The sequence below is a fragment of the Bradyrhizobium sp. LMG 9283 genome (assembly GCF_045571415.1).
GTDB lineage: Bacteria > Pseudomonadota > Alphaproteobacteria > Rhizobiales > Xanthobacteraceae > Bradyrhizobium.
The window spans coordinates 4,952,215-4,973,583 of sequence record NZ_CP120691.1; the positions used below are offsets into that span (position 1 = coordinate 4,952,215).

17 protein-coding genes and 4 pseudogenes are annotated in these 21,369 nt (G+C 61.9%); 9 read left to right on the forward strand and 12 right to left on the reverse strand.

Annotation, left to right across the window (positions count from 1 at the left end; all coding sequences use genetic code 11):
* Positions 1–8 precede the first annotated feature (8 nt).
* The gene (locus P6U29_RS23425; protein WP_407112488.1) at positions 9–956 is read right to left on the reverse strand and encodes a helix-turn-helix domain-containing protein; all 948 of its coding nucleotides are present in this window, start codon (positions 954–956) and stop codon (positions 9–11) included.
* A gap of 298 nt (positions 957–1,254) precedes the next feature.
* On the opposite strand from P6U29_RS23425, the gene P6U29_RS23430 reads away from it, so the two are divergent.
* From P6U29_RS23430 to P6U29_RS23440, 3 genes are read left to right on the forward strand one after another with little or no spacing between them, the layout of a single operon-like run.
* Positions 1,255–2,361, forward strand: coding sequence for a DUF2336 domain-containing protein (locus tag P6U29_RS23430; protein WP_407112489.1), 1,107 nt, complete (start codon positions 1,255–1,257; stop codon positions 2,359–2,361).
* Positions 2,358–2,687 carry a PilZ domain-containing protein gene (locus P6U29_RS23435; protein WP_407112490.1) on the forward strand — a complete coding sequence of 110 codons (330 nt, stop codon included), beginning with the start codon at positions 2,358–2,360 and terminating at the stop codon, positions 2,685–2,687. Before P6U29_RS23430 ends, P6U29_RS23435 begins: the two co-directional genes overlap by 4 nt.
* Positions 2,688–2,722: 35 nt before the next feature.
* Entirely contained in the window at positions 2,723–3,844 is a 1,122-nt protein-coding gene (locus P6U29_RS23440; protein ID WP_407112491.1) for an HD-GYP domain-containing protein, read from the forward strand.
* A 364-nt stretch (positions 3,845–4,208) separates the two neighbouring features.
* Here the strand turns inward: P6U29_RS23440 and P6U29_RS23445 are convergent.
* A pseudogene (locus P6U29_RS23445) lies at positions 4,209–4,883 on the reverse strand (nitroreductase).
* Between the two features lie 120 nt (positions 4,884–5,003).
* Between P6U29_RS23445 and P6U29_RS23450 the strand changes: the two are divergent.
* Positions 5,004–5,966: an alpha/beta hydrolase gene (locus P6U29_RS23450; protein ID WP_407112492.1), complete on the forward strand. Its 963-nt coding sequence runs from the start codon at positions 5,004–5,006 to the stop codon at positions 5,964–5,966.
* A 4-nt stretch (positions 5,967–5,970) separates the two neighbouring features.
* On the opposite strand, the gene P6U29_RS23455 is transcribed toward P6U29_RS23450, so the two are convergent.
* A complete protein-coding gene (locus tag P6U29_RS23455) occupies positions 5,971–6,435 on the reverse strand; it encodes a cupin domain-containing protein (protein WP_407112493.1) in 465 nt (154 codons plus the stop codon).
* 202 nt (positions 6,436–6,637) lie between these two features.
* On the opposite strand from P6U29_RS23455, the gene P6U29_RS23460 reads away from it, so the two are divergent.
* Positions 6,638–6,886 carry a hypothetical protein gene (locus P6U29_RS23460; protein ID WP_407112494.1) on the forward strand — a complete coding sequence of 83 codons (249 nt, stop codon included), beginning with the start codon at positions 6,638–6,640 and terminating at the stop codon, positions 6,884–6,886.
* A gap of 192 nt (positions 6,887–7,078) precedes the next feature.
* Here the strand turns inward: P6U29_RS23460 and P6U29_RS23465 are convergent, their stop codons facing one another.
* From P6U29_RS23465 to P6U29_RS23475, 3 genes and pseudogenes are all read right to left on the reverse strand, one after another.
* Complete coding sequence (locus tag P6U29_RS23465; protein ID WP_407112495.1) at positions 7,079–7,954, reverse strand: MBL fold metallo-hydrolase; 876 nt, start codon at positions 7,952–7,954, stop codon at positions 7,079–7,081.
* 68 nt (positions 7,955–8,022) lie between these two features.
* The gene (locus P6U29_RS23470; protein ID WP_407112496.1) at positions 8,023–9,645 is read right to left on the reverse strand and encodes an ABC-F family ATP-binding cassette domain-containing protein; all 1,623 of its coding nucleotides are present in this window, start codon (positions 9,643–9,645) and stop codon (positions 8,023–8,025) included.
* Between the two features lie 102 nt (positions 9,646–9,747).
* Positions 9,748–11,326: pseudogene (locus P6U29_RS23475) on the reverse strand (winged helix-turn-helix domain-containing tetratricopeptide repeat protein).
* A 159-nt stretch (positions 11,327–11,485) separates the two neighbouring features.
* On the opposite strand from P6U29_RS23475, the gene P6U29_RS23480 reads away from it, so the two are divergent.
* Both P6U29_RS23480 and P6U29_RS23485 read left to right on the forward strand, forming a co-directional pair.
* Positions 11,486–12,463: a Bug family tripartite tricarboxylate transporter substrate binding protein gene (locus tag P6U29_RS23480; protein WP_407112497.1), complete on the forward strand. Its 978-nt coding sequence runs from the start codon at positions 11,486–11,488 to the stop codon at positions 12,461–12,463.
* A gap of 13 nt (positions 12,464–12,476) precedes the next feature.
* Positions 12,477–13,481, forward strand: a complete 1,005-nt coding sequence (locus P6U29_RS23485; protein ID WP_407112498.1) for a methyltransferase — start codon at positions 12,477–12,479, stop codon at positions 13,479–13,481.
* A gap of 268 nt (positions 13,482–13,749) precedes the next feature.
* On the opposite strand, the gene mdoH is transcribed toward P6U29_RS23485, so the two are convergent.
* Both mdoH and P6U29_RS23495 read right to left on the reverse strand, forming a co-directional pair.
* Positions 13,750–15,891 (reverse strand): glucans biosynthesis glucosyltransferase MdoH, encoded by a 2,142-nt coding sequence (gene mdoH / locus P6U29_RS23490; RefSeq protein WP_407112499.1) that lies wholly within the window; start codon positions 15,889–15,891, stop codon positions 13,750–13,752.
* Positions 15,879–17,390 carry a glucan biosynthesis protein G gene (locus P6U29_RS23495; RefSeq protein WP_407112500.1) on the reverse strand — a complete coding sequence of 504 codons (1,512 nt, stop codon included), beginning with the start codon at positions 17,388–17,390 and terminating at the stop codon, positions 15,879–15,881. Before P6U29_RS23495 ends, mdoH begins: the two co-directional genes overlap by 13 nt.
* A gap of 77 nt (positions 17,391–17,467) precedes the next feature.
* Between P6U29_RS23495 and P6U29_RS23500 the strand changes: the two genes are divergently transcribed.
* Positions 17,468–17,668, forward strand: coding sequence for a hypothetical protein (locus tag P6U29_RS23500; RefSeq protein ID WP_407112501.1), 201 nt, complete (start codon positions 17,468–17,470; stop codon positions 17,666–17,668).
* Positions 17,669–17,842: 174 nt separating this feature from the next.
* Here P6U29_RS23500 and P6U29_RS23505 read toward each other — a convergent pair whose 3' ends face one another.
* Positions 17,843–18,052 carry a hypothetical protein gene (locus tag P6U29_RS23505; RefSeq protein WP_407119604.1) on the reverse strand — a complete coding sequence of 70 codons (210 nt, stop codon included), beginning with the start codon at positions 18,050–18,052 and terminating at the stop codon, positions 17,843–17,845.
* Positions 18,053–18,146: 94 nt separating this feature from the next.
* Here P6U29_RS23505 and P6U29_RS23510 point away from each other — a divergent pair.
* Positions 18,147–18,560, forward strand: a pseudogene (locus P6U29_RS23510) (winged helix-turn-helix domain-containing protein); the annotation flags it as partial.
* A gap of 5 nt (positions 18,561–18,565) precedes the next feature.
* Here the strand turns inward: P6U29_RS23510 and P6U29_RS23515 are convergent.
* The 3 genes and pseudogenes from P6U29_RS23515 to P6U29_RS23525 form a co-directional block, all read right to left on the reverse strand.
* A pseudogene (locus P6U29_RS23515) lies at positions 18,566–18,769 on the reverse strand (twin-arginine translocation signal domain-containing protein); the annotation flags it as partial.
* A gap of 874 nt (positions 18,770–19,643) precedes the next feature.
* Positions 19,644–19,892, reverse strand: coding sequence for a hypothetical protein (locus tag P6U29_RS23520; RefSeq protein ID WP_407112502.1), 249 nt, complete (start codon positions 19,890–19,892; stop codon positions 19,644–19,646).
* Positions 19,893–19,938: 46 nt separating this feature from the next.
* A protein-coding gene (locus P6U29_RS23525; protein WP_407112503.1) for an IS3 family transposase occupies positions 19,939–21,128 on the reverse strand; the annotation gives its coding sequence in 2 pieces (ribosomal slippage) (positions 19,939–20,879 and positions 20,879–21,128; 1,191 coding nt in all).
* Positions 21,129–21,369: the final 241 nt, after the last annotated feature.

Here is a 21,369-nt window from a genome sequence, read left to right on the forward strand (position 1 = left end):
TTGTCGCACTATCGTCCGCGAGCGCGGTCCAGCGTTTGCGACGGCGTCTCGCCGAACTGGTCGCGGTAACTTCTGGAGAAATCGCTGAGATGCCAGAAGCCATACGCCAGCGCGACCGCCTTGACGCTATCGGCCCCGGCAAGAAGGCGCCTGCGCACCAGCCACAGCCGGCGCAGACGCAAATAGCGGTGCAGGCTCATGCCGCGATAGCGGCGGACGAGGTCGTGCATGGTGCGAACGGACAGGCCGAGCCTGCGCGCGATCTCATCGCTGTAAATCGGCTGCGACAGGTCGTCAGAGAGCAGCGCGCGGATGTCCTGGAATATCCTGAAATTCCGTCCGTCGTTGGGGCCCAGGGTCCAGCGCGCCGAAACGACGCTTTCGAAGACCTCGTCGACCGCTCCGAGCAGGGACTCCTTCATCGCCGCGCCCTTCAACAAGAACTCCGGTGCCTCGACCGGGCCGGACGCCTCGGCCAGCACCTCGCGAACCACGCTGCGCAGCCGGTGCAAGCCGGCCGCGGAGATCTCAAAAATCTTGAAGCTCGACACCGTGGACGGCCAGCCACGATCCCTCACCTCCGGCCTGAAAATCACTGAGGCGATTTCCCGCTGCACCTCCTCAATGGTGGTGTAGGCCGCGCCGCTGCTGCCAATGACCACGACCGGTCGCGCACGTTGCGAGCCGTTGAAACGAATTGGCACGTTGAGATCGTCCATCGTGAAGCCGATCGCTGTGCAATTCTCGACGAGCTGTGCGTCAACCACCCGCGGGAACGCGCGGGTCAAATTCACGTCCCAGCCGGGTAACGACAGGATTGTCTGCTCAGCCGAAATCTTCCGTACCAAAGGCGTGAATTCGAAATCCAGCCCGCGTATGGCGTTTCGAAATTCGTCGACGTCTGAAAAGCGAAATGTTTTGAGTGCCGACCTGGGCACATCATCAATGTTGTTCATGGAAATAAGGTACGCAATGTCGCGCTAAACGTGCGTCCGGACGCGGTGCCGGTTCGCTTCTCCCCGTCGGTTTCCGTTGACCCGAAAGAATCAGAACTAACGTGTCTGCTTCAATTGGCGAGGGCGTAATTGAAAGTACAAGCCGCGACATCGTGTCTTGCCAAATTTCGATAGCATTTCCCCAAATTCGGCGGCGCATTAATACCCGACATTTAATTCTCGAAAATTAAAAATTAACGGATTTAAGGCGCAATAACGGTCGTTGTACAGACGAATTTATTCAATTCAGGCTCCTGCCATGACGGCAAATTCGCCTGCTGATATTCTGGTCGAATTGGAGAACGCGGTTGCCACGTGTCCGTTGGACCGCGGCACTCGCATCCTCTCCGGCATTTCGCAGCTGCTCACCAGCAGCCGCGACCGGCCTCAGGAATTGCTCGCCAACGTCGTCGACGGCGTTCTGCTGCGACTGATCGAGCGGGTCGAGGCCGGAGCGCTGATTGATTTCAGCACGGCGCTCGCAGAGCTCAAAGTGGCTCCGCCGAAGACCCTGCGACATCTCGCCTCACACCACGATCCGGACGTGGCGTGCCCTGTCTTGCTCAGATCGCAGTCGCTTTCCACAGCCGATCTCAAGTCGATCGCGGCCGCAAGCGGCGAACGGCAGCAATGTGCGATCGCCGCCCGGGCGCCTATCGATCCACTGGTGATCGATACGCTGATCAAGGGCGGCGCCCGCAGCACTTGTATTGCGCTGATCGGCAATTCGGAGGCACGGTTCTCTGATGACGCCTACGTTGCGCTGGTTGAGAGGTGCCTGACGGATGATGCACTCACGAAGGCGCTGGCGCTCAGGCCGGACACGCCCGACGCAATCATGCGGGCATTGATGTCGGCCTCGGCAGCTCCGAAATCCGGCATTGGGAAGGCCACCGTCTCGCTTCAAGCCGCAACGACCGCGCCAATCGCCGCCAAGCTGCCCTGCGCGGCCGCCTATGCGAGCGCGCTGCCGGAGATCGTCGCGCTCAACCGCATCGGCAAGCTCAACGATTCCACGGTGAACCGCTTCGCCATTCGCGGCGAGACCGCCAACCTCGTTACGGCACTATCGGTGCTTTCGGGAGCTCCCATCGAGATCGTCGAGCATGTCATGACCGACGAGGATTGCGAGGGTCTCGTCATGGCGTGCCGTGCCTCGCGGCTGAACTGGCAGACCACATTTGCCATCCTGAGCAACCGCTGCGGCACAAGGCTTTCCTCCGCGGAGCGCGAACGCGCGCAGCACATTTTCGAGACGCTGCTTCTGTCCACCAGCCAGTGGACGGTGCGTTGGGGGGAAATTGCCGCAAATGCCAAGGAGATCAGTCGGGGAAATCGCGGCGCAAAGATAGGGATTAGCCGATGAAGTTCGATGCTCGCAAAGCCTTTCGCGTGAAAATGGACCACAGACAGCCGGTCAATCTCATGGGGTCGGATGGCACCTGGCGACGCCGTTGCGTCCTGCTGGACGTGTCGCAAAGCGGGGCCAAGATCGAGGTCGAGGGCACGCTCGACGTGCTCCAGGCCAAGGAGTTCTTCATGCTGCTGTCATCCACCGGCCTCGCCTACCGGCGCTGCGAACTCGTCTGGATCGACGGCACCACGGCCGGCGTCCATTTCATCACCGCTGACGGCAAGAAGAAGCCTGCAGGCGTGCCTGCGCCTGCGCAGAACCCGGTTCAGAGCAAGTAGATGCAAAAATTCCACCCACTGTTTTGAGTCAGACCGTGCAGCACGTGCGAACCAGATCCGGCCCCGCCAATGGTGACGGCGGCATCCGAGAGACAGGAACGGTTCGTCCTTTCCTGCATGTGCTGGCAGACACGTCCGACAAACTCTCGGCTGTCTGCTCAATGCTCGAAGAGAGATTCACCGTTTCAGGCGAGCGCCTTGATGCCGATTCCAAGTTGTCGCAAACGCCGGCCGCCATCGTCATCCGCGCGGAGCTGCGCGACCTCGACAATATCGCCGCCATCAAGAAGCGGGCCGGCAAGCTGGCGAAGGCCAGGAAGCGAATCTTCCTGCTCGAGCATACCTCCCATGTCTGTATTTCGCAGGCCTACGCGCTCGGGGCGACGCTGGTCTTTCCCAGCACGGTCGGCCGGACCAAGTTGCTGGCGGCACTGACCCACCCGGCCGAGGGCGCATCCGCTTCGTCAGGCGACACGCTGCAATCGGACAACGCCGTCGAGACCGCGGCGACCGCTATCGCATCGATGTTCACGGCTGTGGCCCTGGGCCAACCACTTGATGTCGATGGCACCAAGGAGGCCGGCCGCCAGATCGCCGATCGTATCACCCAGCATGGTCTGACGGAGTGGCTCATGACGGTGCGGCGCCATCACGAAGGAACCTATCAGCATTGCCTGCTCGTGACGGGCGTTACCATCGACTTCGGACTGAGCCTCGGCGTCGGCAGGGCCGACCTGGAACGTCTCTACTCGGCTGCCATGTTCCACGACATCGGCAAGGCGCAGATTCCGCTGGCCATCCTCGACAAGCCGGGCCGCCTCGATGCCGCGGAACGCGCTCAGATCGAGACGCATCCGGCCGCCGGCTACGCGTTTCTCAAGGACCATGCCGGGATCTCGCCGGAGATCCTCGATGCCGTCCGCCATCATCACGAGTACCTCGACGGGAGCGGCTATCCCGATGCGCTCTGCGGCGAGAGCATTGGCGACATCGTGCGGATTCTAACGATCTCGGACATTTTCGCTGCGCTGATCGAGCACCGGCACTACAAGCCCACCATGCCGCGCGCGGAGGCCTACAACGTTCTGTGCGGGATGAATGGGAAGCTGGAAAAGGCGCTGGTCCACTCGTTCAAGCAGGTCGCGCTCACGCGGTGAGCGCGGCAGACCGGTCTCGAACGCGGCCTAATGAGTAGCCCGATAGCTGGCGCGGTGCGGTATCGACCGGCAGGCCAGGCCCTCGGCCAGCAGCTTCATGTCCTCGTGCCGGCCGCTGCGAATCAGTCGGCCGAACTCTTCGGGTGTGAAAGGAAGACTTGGATCATCATCGATCTTGTGCCGCAGTCGCGGACCAAAGAACCGCCGAACCAGGCTAGCCAGCCGCCGCATGTCAATTCCCTCGCGCCAGCAACAAACCTCTCAGTCCGCATATTGTTCCTCCCGCACCTTCGAGATTGCAAGAGGCCGCTCGCGACACCGCACCAAAAAATTTCCGCCAGAGAATAATCTCCTCTTCGTCGTGCTAATCGGCAAAACCCACGTAGCGCACGAACTCGTCGTTGTGCTCGCGGTCCGAGCGAACCGCGTTCGCGGCGAATCTGTCGTCGGGATAGCCTATCGCGACGCAGGTCATGATGACCTCGTCCTCCGGAATCTTGGCGACCTCGCGCACGATGTCGGAACGCATGATGCCCTGCCCGTTGATGACGGAGCCGAGACCACGGTCCCACGCCGCGAGCACGATGCCGTAGCAGAGCGCACCGAGATCGAATGGCAGACCGCGCCGGGATCGAGCACGCGGTCATAGGTCAGGACCAAGGAGACCGGCGCGTCGAACTGCGAAAGCCGCGCAGCACCCAGTCCTGCCGCATCGGCTTGTCGTCGCGCGCGATCCCCATCGCGCCGAACAGCTCTTGGCGATGTCGACCTGCCGCGTGCGGTGCACGCCCTGGTACTCGCCGTGACTGACGATGTCGCGCTTGACCTTGGCGCCGCCGGCCATCTCCTCCATGTTGCGGCGGCGCACCTCTTCCAGCGGATGACCTGTGAGCACGTGGACATGCCAGGGCTGGGTGTTCATCGACGATGGCGCGCGCTTGGCGCTCTCGATGATCGCCTCGATCACCGCACGCGGCACCGGCTCGTTCCTGAAGCCTCGCACGCTGCGGCGCGACTGAACCAGCGCTTCGAATTCCACCTCTTGACCCTCCCTGCCCGTTTCATGCGCCTGCATCACGGCACGACGCCGGTTGCCGATGCGGCGCGCAAAACCTATGCTGACGGCCAAGCAAGACCAAGACCCCTGTGAGGAAACCCCGTGGCAGCACCGCTCGATCCCGTCATTGCCCAGATCATTCCGCTCATGCCGATGCGCGATCCCGCAGTCATGACGCCACAGAGCGCCCGCGATTCCTTGCGCGCACTGGCTGCCTCCCGCGCCGCCATCCCGGCCCCGCCCGTCGATGGCGTGCAGGATATCAAGGTGAAAGGCGGCGCCGGCCCGCTCGATGCACGGGTCTACCGGGTCGGCACCACGCCGGCACCGACCGTGGTGTTTTTCCATGGCGGCGGCTGGGTTGCGGGCGATCTCGAAACCCACGACCGGCAGGCGCGCAACCTCGCGATCGAGACCGGCGCAGTCGTCGTCTCCGTCGACTATCGTCGCCCGCCCGAGACGCGCTTTCCGGGCGCGTTCGAGGACGCCTTCTGCGCGGTGCGTGACATCTTCGACCGCGTCGCGGAATTTGGCGGTGATGCAAAGCGTGTGGGTGTCGCCGGCGACAGCGCCGGCGGCAATCTCGCGGCGACCACGGCGATCGCTTGCCGCGATGCCGGCATCAAACTCGCCGCGCAATTGCTGGTCTATCCCGTGACCGACGTGCTCGGCGCTTACGCCGATGCACGCGAGAACGCGCGCTATCCCTCGCGCGCCGAGAATGCCGAGGGCTATTTCCTCACACGCGCGACGATGGAATGGTTCTGCGGCCACTATCTCGCCGATCCCGGGCATGCTTCGGACTGGCGCGTCTCGCCGCTGCGGGCGGCCTCACTGGCGGGTGTCGCGCCGGCAATCGTCACCACCGCCTGGTTCGATCCCCTGCGCGACGAGGGCGCCGCCTATGCGCGGGCGCTGGAGGCCGCCGGCGTGCGCGTCAAGCACCATGAAGGCCCGGGCCTGATCCACGGCTATTTCGGCATGGGCGATGCCTCGGAGGTCGCGCGCGCCGAAGCGCAGCGGGCGCGGGCCGATTTCAAGGCGTTGCTCACGCGGGGGGTATAGCCCCCTAGCTGCGACGCGCCCGTTGCGCGTCGGTGTGCCCCCAGGTCTCATCCCAATCCTGGCCGGCGGCATCGACCACGCGGCCATCGGCTTCGAAGAACTTGTTCGGCACCTGGAAGATCGCCAGGATCAAGGCCCCGTCCGGACACCAGGCGGCGTGCCGGCTGCCCGCCTCGCGCCAAATGAATTCGCCGGCTTTGCAGGCAATACCCTTGGCCGGGCCCTCCTTGTCGACGAGCGCGCCCTCGATGACGTAGCTCTGCTCGATGCCGACATGCTCGTGATCGGGCAGCACCGAGCCCGGCGCAAAGCGCATCAAGGCGGTCATCAGACCGCTGCTCCGATCGAACAGCAGCGTCTTGGCCTCGCAGCCTGCAAAGCGCGTCCTCTGCCAGTCTATATTTTGCGGCTGAACCAAGTGAGAATGCCGATCGGCGGATTGTTCGCCCTTCGGGATCGTGGCGTCCATCACGATACTCCCTTCATCTCGACCGAGCCGAGACTAGCAGAATTGTCCTGCCGGGTCAGCGAGCGGTGCAACAGGCGGGACATTTGCCGGTCACGCTCGAAAAATCGGCAAGCGGACGGGCGACAGGCACTGATCTTGCTTGATTGCGCCACGATTCCCGGCTCCAATCCGCCCCGCCATTTCCGGTTTTAGGGAGACACCCATGATGAAGCGGATTTTCCTCGCAGCGATCATTGCCACCTTTGCGGCGGGCTCGGCCTTCGCGCAAGAGACCTGCGAGAGCAAGGCCGTCGGCAAGGACGGCAAGCCGCTGGCTGGCGCCGCCAAAACCTCGTTCCTGAAGAAGTGCAAGGCGGATGCCTGCGCACCCAAGGCCGTCGGCTCCGATGGCAAGCCGCTCGTCGGCGCCGCCAAGAGCAGCTTCATGAAGAAATGCGAGACGAGCGCGTAAGGCGCCCGCAACTCCAATCGCTCTCGTGCCCCGGACGCAGCGCAGCGCTCTTCAGCGATGCGCTGCAGAGCCGGAGCCCATGCTTCCACGCATCGTCCGAGAGATGGGTCCCGGCTCAGCGGAGCGTCACTGCGTGCCGCGCCGCGTCCGGGACACGAGACTGATCGCGCAGCCGCGCTCACTCGTTACACCTCACGCCCGCTTGAACTTATGATCAAACGCTCCCTCCAACGGCCTGATCCATCCCACCGTCGGCGCCGGAAAATGCACCGGCAAAATCAGCGTGTCGGTATCCGCAACGGAGGCGAAGAATTTTCGCCGCGACATCGCCGACTGCTTCGGATCCCAGTCCGGCTTTGCCGACCACTCCGGCTCGCGGCACTGGATCTGGTGATGCATCAGATCGCCCGCGACCACCGCACACTGGCCCTTGGAAAAAATGTTCACGCAGCAATGGCAGGGCGAATGCCCCGGTGTCGGCGTCAGCGTTACGGTATCGTCGAGCGCGTAATCGTCATTGACCAGGAGTGCCTGCCCGGCCTCGACGATCGGCAGGCAATTGTCGCGAAACACGGTGCCGGGCGGGTTGCTGCCCTTGACGTGCTCGGCTTCCCAGGCCGCATACTCGCTCTTGTGGAAGACGTATTTCGCATTCGGGAACGTCGGCACCCAGCGGCCGTCGCGCAAGGTGGTGTTCCAGCCGGTGTGGTCGATATGCAGATGCGTGCAGAACACGTAGTCGATCTGCTCGAAACCGATGCCGAGCGCGAACAGCTCGTTGCGCCAGCGCTCCTTGCCGGGAAAATCGAACGGCGGCGAATGGCCCTTGTCCTCGCCGGTGCAGGTATCGACCAGAATGGTGTAGCGCGGCGTGCGGACCACGAAGGTCTGATAGGTGATCACCATCATGCCGCGCGCGGCGTCGAACACCTCCGGCTCCATCGTCGGCAGATGGCGCTTGAATACGCCTTCGTCATAGGCCGGGAAAAAATCCTGCGGCCGCCGCCACGGCCCCTCCCGCTCGATCACCGCATCGATGGTGATGTCGCCGATCCGCAGCTGCTTCATGGTTGTTTCGCTCCCCTTTTTGAGGGAAGCGTAACGGCGCGCATCAGCCCGTCAAGGCACGAAGCATGCTAGCTCCGCAGCCCCGGCGCCTCCTGCCCGGTGCGTGCGACATATTCCGTGTAACCGCCGCCATACTGGTGGATGCCCTCGGGCGTCAGCTCCAGCACGCGGTTCGACAGCGTCGCCAAGAAATGCCGATCGTGCGAGACGAACAGCATGGTGCCCTCGAAATCCGACAGCGCGGTGATCAACATCTCCTTGGTGGCGAGGTCGAGATGGTTGGTCGGCTCGTCCAGCACCAAAAAGTTCGGCGGGTCGAACAGCATCTTGGCCATCACCAGGCGCGCCTTCTCGCCGCCTGACAGCACCCGGCAGCGCTTCTCGACGTCGTCGCCGGAGAAGCCGAAGCAGCCGGCGAGCGCGCGCAAGGAGCCCTGCCCCGCGGTCGGAAACGCATCTTCCAGCGACTGGAACACGGTGCGTTCGCCGTCGAGCAGGTCCATTGCGTGCTGGGCGAAATAGCCCATCTTGACGCTGCCTCCGAGCGCCACCGTGCCCTGGTCAGGCTCGCTCGCGCCGGCGACGAGCTTGAGCAGCGTCGACTTGCCGGCGCCGTTGATGCCCATCACGCACCAGCGCTCCTTCCGGCGGATCATGAAGTCGAGCCCGTCATAGATGCGCTTTGAGCCGTAACCCTTGTGCACGTTCTTGAGCGCCACGACGTCCTCGCCCGAGCGCGGCGCCGGCGGAAAGTCGAACACGACGCTCTGGCGCCGGCGCGGCGGCTCGACACGCTCGATCTTGTCGAGCTTCTTCACCCGGCTCTGCACCTGGGCAGCGTGCGAGGCGCGCGCCTTGAAGCGCTCGATGAACTTGATCTCCTTGGCGAGCATCGCCTGCTGGCGTTCGAACTGCGCCTGCTGCTGCTTCTCGTTCTGCGCCCGCTGCTGCTCGTAGAATTCGTAATTGCCGGTATAGGTGGTGAGCGAGCCGGAATCGATCTCGATCACCTTGGAGATCACGCGGTTGATGAACTCGCGGTCATGCGAGGTCATCAAGAGCGTGCCCTCGTAATCGTGCAAAAACTTCTCCAGCCAGATCAGGCTTTCGAGGTCGAGATGGTTGCTCGGCTCGTCGAGCAGCATGACGTCGGGACGCATCAAGAGAATCCGCGCCAGGGCCACGCGCATCTTCCAGCCGCCGGAGAGCTTGCCGACGTCGCCGTCCATCATCTCCTGGCTGAAGCCGAGGCCCGCCAGCGCCTCGCGCGCGCGGCCATCGAGCGCGTAGCCGTCGAGCTCCTCGAAACGATGCTGCACCTCGCCATAGCGGGCGATGATCTCGTCCATCTGGTCGGCCTTGTCAGGATCGGCCATGGCGGCCTCGAGCTCGCGCAGCTCGGCCGCAACCTCGCTGACGGGACCGGCGCCATTCATCACCTCGGCCACGGCACTGCGGCCGCTCATCTCGCCGACGTCCTGGTTGAAATAGCCGATGGTGATGCCGCGATCGGTCGAGACCTGGCCCTCGTCGGGCAGTTCCTCGCCGGCGATCATGCGGAATAGCGTGGTCTTGCCGGCGCCGTTCGGCCCGACCAAGCCGATCTTCTCCCCCTTGTTGAGGGCCGCGGAAGCTTCAATGAACAGGATTTGGTGGCCGGCTTGCTTGCTGACGTTGTCGAGGCGGATCATGAGGTCTTTTGCGGGGATTTTTGCGTTGCAGCGTCATAGGGCATGCGGGGCGCGAGGGGAAGCCCGGCGGGGTACGGATCCATGTGATCCGATCCTCGATTCTCACTCCGGCAGTCCAGCTTGGCGCAATCCTTCCTCGTACCGGCGAATGTCCGCCGTCTCCTGATAAGGCCCCAGCCGGTCCCTCAAATTGGATAGGACCAGCGTGGGATTCAGCGCTCGCAGCTCAGCCAATGAATGCCTGGCCTGGTCCATCTGCCCGGCCATCGCATGGCTTGCCGCAGCGATGCGCAGCGCAGGTTGGAAGCTTGGATTGTCCTGCAATGCCATGGCAGCCCAGCCAGCCGCTTCCCCGTAGCGGCCGGCAAAGAAATATGCATGCGCAACGCCGCTTCGCATTCCGCCCATCCGTGGGTCCAGGGGATCCAGGCGCATGGCACGCGTGAAGCGTTCGATCGCAGCTTCGGGCTCCCCGAGCCAACATTTCACCCATCCGCCGAAACGCCACGCCTCAGCCAGATTGGAATTCAGCACAAGCGCCCTCTCCATCAAGTCGGCGGCTGCGCCGAGATCGTGAACGACGAACGCCAAGGCCCATCCGCTCGCTGCGAGCGCGATCGCATCGTCTCTGCCCAGCTCGGTGGCTTTCCGAGTGAGCCGTGTAACCTCGGCTATCTCGTTCGGAGTAACCACAATCCAACTATCAGCCTTAAGGCGGGCGAAGCAGGACGCGGCGCGCCCGTAGGCACATGCGAGGTCTGGATCGAGCTCGATTGCACGATAGAACAGGCGTAGCGCCTCTTCATTCGCTTGCTGGCTGGCAAACTGGTACAGCTTGGCCATGCCGCGCAAATAGAACGCATAAGCGTCCAGATTCTCGGTCGGCTTACGCTTGGCGTGCTCAATCTCCGCCTTTTCCACCGCCGGCGCGATGGCGGCGACGACGCTCTCGGTCACTCGATCCTGCAACTCAAATACGTCCTCTAACCCACCATCGATTCGGTTCGCCCAAAGATGGCTGCCGGTTGCAGTATCGAGAAGCTGTGCGGTGATCCGTACCCGGCTCGATGCTTTGCGGACGCTTCCTTCCAGAACGTAGCGTACCCCGAGCTCACGCCCGACCTGCTTCACGTCCACTGCGCGCCCCTTATACGTGAAGCTGGAATTCCGGGCAGTGACGAGCAACGCCTTGAAGTGGGATAGCGCCGTTATGATGTCGTCGACCATCCCGTCGGCAAAATACTCCTGTTCCGGATCGGCGCTCAGGTTTGGTGAAGGGGAGAACTGCGATCGACGGCTTATCAGGCAAGCTGAGAATCGGTCGAGGCGGTTCTACCGGTCGACCGGCGATGATTGGATCTGCGCTGCCCTGTTCCTCCCGCACGCGTCCGACGAAGCGATAGCCCTTGCGCGGCAGTGTCTTGACGAGGCGCTGCACATCGCCGGAATCGCCGATAGCGTTGCGAGCTGCATTCAGCCGGGTCGTCAGCGCTGCGTCAGATACGACACGTCCGTTCCAGACCGCCTTGATAATCTCTTCCTTGCTGAGGACGCGCTCCCTGTTGCGGATCAAATAGTCGAGCAGATCGAATACCCGCGGCGCAACGGAGACCATGTCCGTCCCGCGACGCAGTTCGCGCCGTTCAGCGTCAAATACAAATTCATCGAAGAAATAGCGCAAGCTGCAACGACCCGAGTGATGTGCGACGGTGCTGATGTCAAAGATAAGCCATCAGTGAGCAAATGGTAAGATGAAGGTTAAGCGAGTACGGACACGCCCTGATAGGGTCTGGGCGCGAGGATTCAAGTCGCAGAACACAGGTCGCCGAAGGAGGGTGCTATGCGCATTTCCGGTCGCTTTGCCGCTGTCGTCGGCACCTTTCTGGTCGTCGCCTTATCCTGGAGTTCTGCTGTCGTTGCCGCCGACTGGCCACATCGGACCGTCCGCTTGCTTCTACCCGTTGCGGCCGGGAGTGCCGCCGATTTCAGCGCGCGGCTTTTTGCGGAGCGACTTTCCCAACGTTGGGGACAGTCCGTTATCGTGGAAAATCGGCCGGGCGCCGATGGGGTGATCGGAGTCTCGGCCTTTCTCAACGCCGACGACGATCATACGCTGCTTTATGCAATCTCGGCCGTATACACCGTCCATCCGATTACGCTCGAGAAATTGCCCTATGATCCGGTGCGTGAACTGGTCCCGATATCTCCAACTTCAGACGTCGTTCTGGCAATTGCGGCCAGCGAGAAAAGTTCGATCCGCTCGCTCGCCGATTTGGTCGAAACGGCTCGGGCTCAACCAGGCAAGCTGAACTGGGCCGGCTCGCCCGGCCTTCCGCCTTTCGTTGTAGGAGAGTTCTTCAAGAATTTGAAACTGGATCTCGCGGCTGTTTCCTATCGCGACCTGGCCCCTGCGCTCCAGGATCTCGGAGAGGGCCGCATAGATATACTCGCGCACGCGCTGGGTGTGATCATGCCGCAGGTGCAGTCAGGCAAAGCGCGGCTCCTTGCGGTTGCGAGCGCTGTCCGCGCACCGCTTGTTCCTGATGTGCCGACCGTCATCGAAGCCGGATTTCCTGAACTTCGAATGGACGGCGTGGTGGGATTCTACGGCAAACGCGAAATGCCCGAAGCGTTGCGTGACCGGATCGCATCCGATGTCCGCGCCGTCGCAAGCGATCCCGGCATTCGTGAAAGGCTGGCCGCCGTTGGGCAGGCTGCCCGTCCAGGCACCGCGTCCGAGTTTTCTGCTTTGCTGGACCAGTACCACCGACGCCTTGCTGATCTTGCGAAGACAATCCAATTCAAACCGCCCCAGTGACGGAACCCATCAAGTGGCATCCGACCCTCCGCGCGATCTGCTGGCCCTGATCAATGGCTTTCAGATCACACAGGCCATCCGTGTCGCCGCAACCCTGCGAGTCGCCGACCATCTGCATGACGGCGCTCGTTCGGTCGACAAGCTCGCGGCACTGACAAGAAGTCATCCTGATTCGCTGTACCGGTTGTTACGGGCGCTCGCCGCGGTCGATGTTTTCCGGGAAGAGGAAGACCGAACGTTTGGGCTCACCCCAATGGGCGATTGTTTGCGTACGGATTCCGCGACGCCGCTCGGAGCGTGGGCGGAAGTCGTCGGAAGCCCGTATTTCTGGCAGGCTTGGGGCCACCTGCTGCACAGCGTGCAAACCGGCGAGAACGCTTTTCAAGATCTGAATGGCAAGGACGTGTGGCAATTCCGCGCCGAGCACCCCGAACACGGCGCAACGTTCGATCGTGCGATGACGCAATTGTCCCGCGCCAGCGCCGAAGCTGTGGTTCGCGCTTATGATTTTTCTCCATTCCGCCACATCGTGGACGTGGGTGGCGGGCAAGGTTTGATGTTGGCGGAGATATTGCGCGCTCACCCGCACATCCGCGGCACGCTGTTCGATCAGCCGGACGTCATAATCCGAGCAAGGGCCGTATTGGCGGAACGCGCCGTCATCGATCGGTGCGACATCATGGGTGGAAGCTTCTTCGAAACGCTGCCCGAAGGCGCCGATGCTTATCTGATGCGGGCCGTCATTCACGATTGGACCGACGATGAAGCCACCGCCATCCTGAAAGTGTGCCGGCGCGCGACGCAGGATACTGCAAGATTGCTTCTCATTGAACGACTTGTCGGCCGCCCCAATGAAGCGCCGGCAACCAAGTTCAGCGATCTGAATATGCTTGTTTCGCCGGGCGGACGAGAGCGCACGCGCGAGGAATTTTCCGACCTCCTTGCCAGGTCCGGCTTCGCGTTGACGCGCGTTTTTGCCGCGGGCATTCACAATGTGATTGAAGCTCGGCCGCGCTGAACTACGAGGATTCCCGCCATCCCGCATGGGGAAGAACGCCCGGAAACTGGAGCCGCGTTCCGTTCTTGACGAACCCGGGCCTGGTGTGGGTCAGCTTGCTGACATTGTCGAGGCGGATCATGAGGTCTTTTTGGGGGATTTTTATGTTGCAGCCCCATAGGCCATGCGGGGCGCGAGGGGGAGCCGGGCGGGGTACGGATTTCGCGCCAGACACACCAGCGTACTTTGGACCGACGCTCCGAAGCGACGCTTCGCACCAGCTGGCTGTCTACTCTTGCCTGCCCGGAGGCAGTGCAAGGACCCTCTCGAGCAGTGCGGGATGGCCGAGAATGGCACGCAACTCCGACTTGTCGAGCCAGGCAACGGCGTCCTCCAAGGTCTCACATGCTCCGACTTTGACGGTTGCCGTGGCAAGAGGCACGTCGACGGGGCCAAACCTGCGCGGACTGGGAAGGGATAGCGAGCCCAGATGTTCGCGCAGCAGCTCCGAATCCTGGCTGAGCTGGCGTAGCGCCCCGGCCATTTCGGTGGGCGCGGACGCCGCGAGTTCGTTGGCACGGAGCACCACAGCAGGCAGGCGGTTGGTTTCCGGCGTGGCAAAGACTCCGGGTCGCTTCAACCGAGACGACGTTACGATGCCCAAGGGTATTGAAAGCAGAAGGCCCAGCACCACGGGCGACATCCAAAGCAGGAGGGGCAAAGAAACGGCATAGGCGCTGATCGACAGGGCCAGCCCGCAAAGCGTGGGGCCAGCGAACTTGCGATACACCTCGCCGAGAGCAAGCTCGCCATCGCTCCGGCACTGCACCTGCCAGCCGGCGTCTCGGCCGACGAGAATCTCCACGACCGCCTTGCTCTGGAAGATCATCATGCACGGAGCGATCAATGCCGCGACAAGCGTTTCGCAAACGACCCCCGCAAATACGCGGGCGCTGCCGGCAAAGCCACTCCGCTCTTCACGATTGCTGATCATCACCAGATAGGCAAGCAGCTTCGGCAGGATGAGAAGCCCCATTGTGGCGGCAAAGACCCAGGCCGCAAGAACGGGGTCCTGTTGCGGCCAGGTCGGAAACAGGCTGAACCCCTTCGGAAAGTATTCCGGTCGGATGAAGCGCGCCTGCAGTGAGATGAGTAGGCCGAGCACCAGGAAAAGAAGCCACAGCGGAGCGGTCAGGTAGGAGCCAATCCCCGTCAGCAGATGCAGTCTCGATACCCAGTGCAGCCCGCGAGCGGGCAACACAGCGAGATGCTGAAGGTTGCCCTGGCACCAGCGACGGTCTCTGCCCGCAAAATCCAGAATCGACGGCGGGATCTCTTCAAAGCTGCCGCTAACGGTTGGTGCCAAATAAATCGCCCAGCCTGCACGGCGCATCAACGCTGCCTCGACAAAATCGTGGCTTAAAATGTGCCCGCCGAAAGGCTTGCGACCACGCAGCTCCGGCAGTCCGGCCTCTGCAGCGAAGGCCCGGACCCGGATGATGGCGTTGTGGCCCCAATAGTTGCTGTCGCGGCCGTGCCACCAAGCATTCCCGGCTGCGATGATGGGACCGTACATCCGCCCCGCGAACTGCTGCAGCCTGCTGAATAACGTGCGCGCGTTGACGATGACCGGCTGCGTCTGGATCAGTGCGGCAGCGGGATGAGCTTCCATCGCGTGGACAAGACGGACGATCGTGTCTCCTTCCATCAGGCTGTCCGCGTCGAGAACGATCATGCAGTCGTAATTTGCGCCGAATCTCCTGACCCAGTCGGCGATGTTGCCCGACTTGCGCGCGACATTGTCGGAGCGATGTCGGTAGTACAGCCGATCTCCGCCGCAGGCGTGGCGCAGGCGAATGAACGCCATCTCTTCACGAACCCAGATGTCCGGATCGGTCGTATCGCTCAGCAAAAACCAGCCGAACTGCTCCCCGGCTCTCGTCGCTTCGACGGATTCATACATCGCGCGCAGCCGCGCCATAATAAGATGCGGGTCCTCGTTATAGGTCGGCAACAGCATGGCTGTCCGCGACGCTATACGAGGCAGCGGGCACCTCGTGTCGATCGGAAGACCGGGCCGCCTGCGCGTCAGCAATACAAAACATCCAGCAAGCGCTGACATGAAAGAGAATGCGATCCAGGCGAGCAGCACGAGGAACAGACCGAGCAACATCGCCTCGAGAAACGTCACGCCCCCAACCTTCACGACGTCGTACATGCCGTAGCCACCTGCAAGTGTCAGGAGTCCCGTTCCGGCAAAAAGGAAGAGACGGCGAACCATTAAGGCGGCACCCGAATGCACCGGCGCCCCTCTCGCTTCGATCGCGCGATCCAGCACACACGGCGGCATCGGAAGCGGGCTTTCCGGCGGCAAAAACGGGCTGCCAAGCGCTTCGCGCGACGGCGTGGGCGATAGCTTCAGGGCGTCCATCGATAAATCCACACTTCCGAAACCGGCTCTTCGTTCTGAGTCAGGAAGGCGCGCAGCTCGATCGTGGCTTGCCTCTTGACCGCGCATTGAAAGCTCAGACGCCACCCACCCGTGATGGGATTGGGTTGCGTGACGATATTGCTGATCTCGGCCTTTTCGGCGGTCACCACGCCTTTGATGGTCTTGGCATCGATCTCTTTGAGTTGATCTCCCGTAAGCTCCAACACAAACAGTTTGCGGTCATCGCCCCGGCTGCCAATCCCGGTGCGAGTGAATCGTGCCAGTGCCTTGGGTTTCGGTGCGTCCGGTCCCCAGTGCAGCCGATAGGTAAAGATATGCTCGCTCTTTGCTGCGAGCGGCTGCTTCGGCTGCCAGAGCGCGGCAATGTTGTCGTGGATTTCCTCCTTGGTCGGTATCTCGAATAACTTTACCGCTCCTTCTCCCCAATCGCCGATCGGCTCGAACCAGAGGCTTGGGCGTCTTTCGAAGCTGGACTCGAGGTCCTGATAAGCGAAGAAACTCCTCTCCCGCTGCATCAGCCCGAAACCGCCGGGATTGACGTCCGCAAAGCTGCTGATCTGCAGATCGTGCGGATTGTTGAGCGGTCGCCAGAGTTGTTCGCCTCTGCCGTTGAACATCGCAAGTCCATCCGAGTCGTGAACCGCGGGGCGGAAATCGTCGAAATCCTTGCGGTCGTTCGGCCCGAAGAAGAACATGCTGGTCATTGGCGCAAGCCCGGCATGTTCGACGTCTACGCGAGGATAGAGGACCATCTCGACGTCGAAGACCGTGGTTTGGCCCGGCCGGATCGTGAATCGGTAGCTTGCTGCCGCGCTTTTGCTGTCCAGCAGCGCGTGCACCACGATGGAACCGGCATTCGGCGCCGGCTTCTCCAGCCAGAAGGTCTTGAAGGCCGGGAACTCTTCGCCTTTGGCTTCGCCGGTATCTATCGCGAGTCCGCGTGCGGACAGACCATACGTCTGTCCTTTCGCGACGGCTCGGAAGTAGCTGGCTCCCAGGAATACACAAACCTCATCATAGTAATCCGGTCTGTTGATTGGAGCATGAATGCGGAACCCGGCAAACCCGATGTCGGCATCTTGCCAATGTCCGAGACCTTCTCCGAAGGAGAAGTCACCGCGCCGATACGGGACCGGCATGACACTCCTGTCCGCCACCTGAAAAATGTCGACTCTGTTCTTGTAGAAAAAGCCGCGGTGGAAAAATTGCACCTCGAACGGCAGCTTATCACCACGCCACAGCGCCCTGTCGGGTACGAAGCGAATGGATCGGTATTGGTCGTAGTTGAGGTTCGTCAACGCAGTCGGCAGCTTCTCGTCGATAGGTTCGAATGGCTTGGCCGCAAGGGAGCGAGCAAGCTGGCGTACGTAGGATGGGCTGAAGGACGAGGAAGCGCCCGCCTGAGCATCCGTTGCATGCGGGAGCATAGCGGCAGCCGAAACAGCAGCCGATGCACGAAGGAATTGGCGCCGGTTCAAGCTCAGGTCTCCGAATGAGAGCAACTTGGAAAACGGTCGAGGTTCCCCGGAGTTCCCGGAAAAAAGCAGATGCGACAATGTCGGTTCACCACGACGACTCCGGCCATTACCTCACTGCTGAGCGCGCAAAGTCGTCCCTGTCGCCACGAGCAAACATCAGCGTCGAGCGCTGCAATGAAGCTTATTCATCATCGCGCGATATTGCTGCCACGACCGTGGCGGGCGTCATCGCGGGCATCGTTTCTGGGTTGCAGCCGCCGCGCTTACATGAAGTTTAGCTTGTCCATTCAAAGGCGGGTTAGCGCGCGTTTGTATTGGTCGTGCCCCCGCCGTCAGGCGGGTTTTTGTGCCTGTCTTCCGGCTTTACGATGAAGGAGACAGTGACGCCCGAGAAGCAGATCGCAATCAGGCGCGCCACGGCGGATGATGCGGGGGCCGTCCGTGAAATCGTCTTAAGGGACGAGTGCCGCCTCGGCAGGCGCGGCTTTCTCGCGCCGCACGAACACAAAGCGGGACGTCACCGACACCTCTGCATCGTCGTGTCCGTCCTGACCAATGAGGATGAGCCCCGCTCCGCCGTTCGCCACAGTTAAGATGATCGGGTCACCCGCTCCCCTGGCGCAGTTTTTGCCGGGCGAGCGTGCCAGCATGCCGTCGGACACGCTTGACGTGCGGCTTACATTGTCCTTACCAGAGGCTTATTCTTTGCGATCAAGCCGGCGCCTCTGCGCGACGGGGCCTTTGCGGAGTGGCAGCTTGCGCTATGTCTTCGAGGAATACGTGTTCGATGCCGATCGCCGGCGCGCCCCAGACATTCGACCTGCTGCATCATCTGATCCGCAATCGAGGTCGGGTCGTCAGCAAAGACGAGCTGATCGATGTGATTTGGAACGGCCGCGCCGTGTCTGATGCAGCGTTGACGACCCGCATCAACGCGGCTCGAAGCGCGATCGGCGACAGCGGCGAGAAGCAGCGCCTCGTCAAGACGTTGGAAGGGTTTCCTTCATTGGCTTGGTGCAAGAGGTGCCCGCCTCAGTTCTGTCCGAGGCGTCCGGCCCCCAAACATGCCCGGACACGATGGCTCCGCGGAGCTCACCCCCGGATCTTTCCATTGTTGTGTTGCGCTTCACCAATCTGAGCGGCGATCCCGAGCAAGACTACTTTGTAGATGACTCCTGGACCGTTTCGATCATGCCCCAGCGGATGCCGATATCGCGCCTGGCGCGCAGCGACTGACTGGGATCGAGGACCTCTCCGCCGCGGATCACCAGATCGTACTTGTCGTTCGGCCCCATCGCGGCTCGCGCAGGCGCGGCGAGGCCGACAGCCGCGGCCGATGTCGAAAGTGCCAGGAAATCGCGACGTGACAACGCGGACATGATGGCCCCCCCGTGCTTTTATTTGCGGATGCGGCCGGCTTTGACGAGCAGATCGACGTCGGCGTCCGACTTACGAGTACGAACTGAAGATTCGAATCGGGCCTCTTCGCCCGGACGATCTGATCCTATGACTGCACACCAGCGCTGAGGAGCCGCGAAATTTCCCAGGATCGCATGAACCTTCTGCGACATGCGCCGACTAAGCGAGCGCTGGGCCGCTTGGGTCATTTGTGCTGATTGAGCGCCTTCCTGTCAGGCCCGATGTTCTCGACTGCTGACGGGCCGAAAGCCGTCCCGATCTCGCCATCGGATTATGAGCGACCTCGAGGCAAGTGCGGCCGTGCGTCCCGCTTCCGACCGATGGCCGACGTCACAATAGGGGCAGCTTGGTTCGGCTCGGGGGCACAAGTGGTCACATCGTTACTCTGAATGCGTCATGTTCCTCGCCGGAAGGCCTTCCAACCCAGAAAAGCGGCTCCGAGAATTGCAACGGCGCAAAAGCCAATAGTCCCAAATGCGCGGAGGTCGGCGCGCTGTTCGTTGTTCCACACCAACGCGGCGAGGCAAAGACACGCTAGGACAGCGCAAGCTTGCGTCGCGATATATTGCTTTCGCAATGCTGGCGGAGCACGGGGTCTCCAAATGAACTCATCGACCTCAAATCTGCGAGAAAATGTATCCAGCGGCTCATGCGGATACGACTTAGCCAGCTCCGCCATCACGGACATAAAACCCCATCCGGCAATGCCGAGGAGTGCAATGGCGAGCATGCACAAAAAGAGCGACATCTCACTTACATAGCATCTGCGCTATCAGCCAGAACAGTCGGCTCCGGTTAGAACCAGCTGTTCCCCCCACGCGTGAGGCCCCAACGCTAGCGGCCAGCAGTCGTCGCAGGTCTTTCTCCTCGGATACCACAATCGGTGCAGGCGGCATCGAAATGTTGAAGTACGGCTGCCGCTATTAAGAATAACAGCGTGCACCCCACAAAGGCCGTCAGCCCTGCGCGTGACTGATATCTTGCGATCATGGCTGCTTCCAGTTCGTCGTATCCGAGCTGCTTGATCCAGACTTCACGCGCTCTTCGCTGAATGCCGCCCATGCCGTTCGAACGAACAAACATATAGGTCGATCCCCTTCTCCAGACCGCTTGACCTTGCCCCCAAGTTTTATCCAATCCTGAGTTCGCTCCGGTCGTTGGATTTGCCCGGTTGGGCGGTGGGAGCGACGGGAGCTGGCGCGGAGCCTTCGGCATAGCGCAGCGCCAGATCCCGGCGCGGGTGACAGGTGAAGGCGAACTCGGAGGGCGTTTTCCATCCGAGCTGCGAGTGGGGTCGGGCATCGTTGTAATCGGCCCGCCAGCATCCGAGTGCGACGCGAGCCTGGGCCAGTGACGTGAACAGCGTCTCGTTCAGCAATTCATCCCGCAGCCGGCCGTTGAAGCTCTCGATGAAGGCATTCTGCATTGGCTTGCCCGGCGCAATGTAGTGCCAGGCGACGCGGCTCTGATCCGCCCATGTCAGGATGGCGTTGCTGGTCAGCTCGCTGCCGTTGTCGCTGACCACCATTTTCGGCTTGCCGCGCTCGATCATCAGCCGGTCCAGTTCCCGCGCCACGCGGATGCCGGAGAGCGAGGTATCGGCCACCAGCGCCAGGCACTCGCGGGTGCAGTCATCGACCATGGTGAGGACGCGGAAGCGGCGGCCGCAGGTCAGCTGATCCGACACGAAGTCGAGCGACCAGCGCTCGTTCGGCGCCATCGGCACCGTCATCGGCGCCCTGGTCCCGATGGCGCGCTTGCGGCCGCCACGGCGGCGCACTGCAAGCTTCTCTTCCCGGTACAGCCGGAACAGCTTCTTGTGGTTGACCCTATAGCCCTCCCGCTTGAGCAGGACATGCACGCGCCGATAGCCGAAGCGGCGGCGCTCGTGCGCGATCGCCTTCATGCGCTGGCGAAGGCCGCCAGCGTCCGTCCGGATCGTCTTGTATCTCACAGTCATGCGGCAGCTGCCGATGGTTTTACACGCCCGCCGTTCGCTCATCCCGTGGGCATCCATGAGATGGGCGACAGCTTTCCGCCTCCTCGCGGGCGTCACCATTTCTTTCCCAGCAAGTCCTTCAGCGCGACATTGTCGAGCATGGCATCCGCCAGCAGCCGCTTCAGCCGCGTGTTCTCATCCTCCAGCGCCTTCAGCCGCTTAGCCTCCGACACCTCCATACCGCCGAACTTCGCCCTCCATTTGTAGATGCTGGCGTCGCTGACGCCATGCTTGCGGCACAGGTCGGCAACCGAAACGCCGGCCTCGTGCTCCTTCAAAATCCCGATGATCTGCTCTTCCGAAAAGCGGCTGCGCTTCATGCTCTGGTCCTTGTCGTGGGCCAGACCGAACTTCAAACTGGATTAAGCCCGTGGGGCAAGGTCACGCTACCTGTCTTCTCGCCATTTCGATACTCAGATAAAATGACGCGAACGCAATGCCGACTACCGAAATTACGGTTATCACGCCTATCAGATTACGAATCATCTGAAGATTCCTTCACCGGAAGCGCGCAGCACGGCACCGTCGGTATTATGTCACTGTACCAACCTAATCGTGACC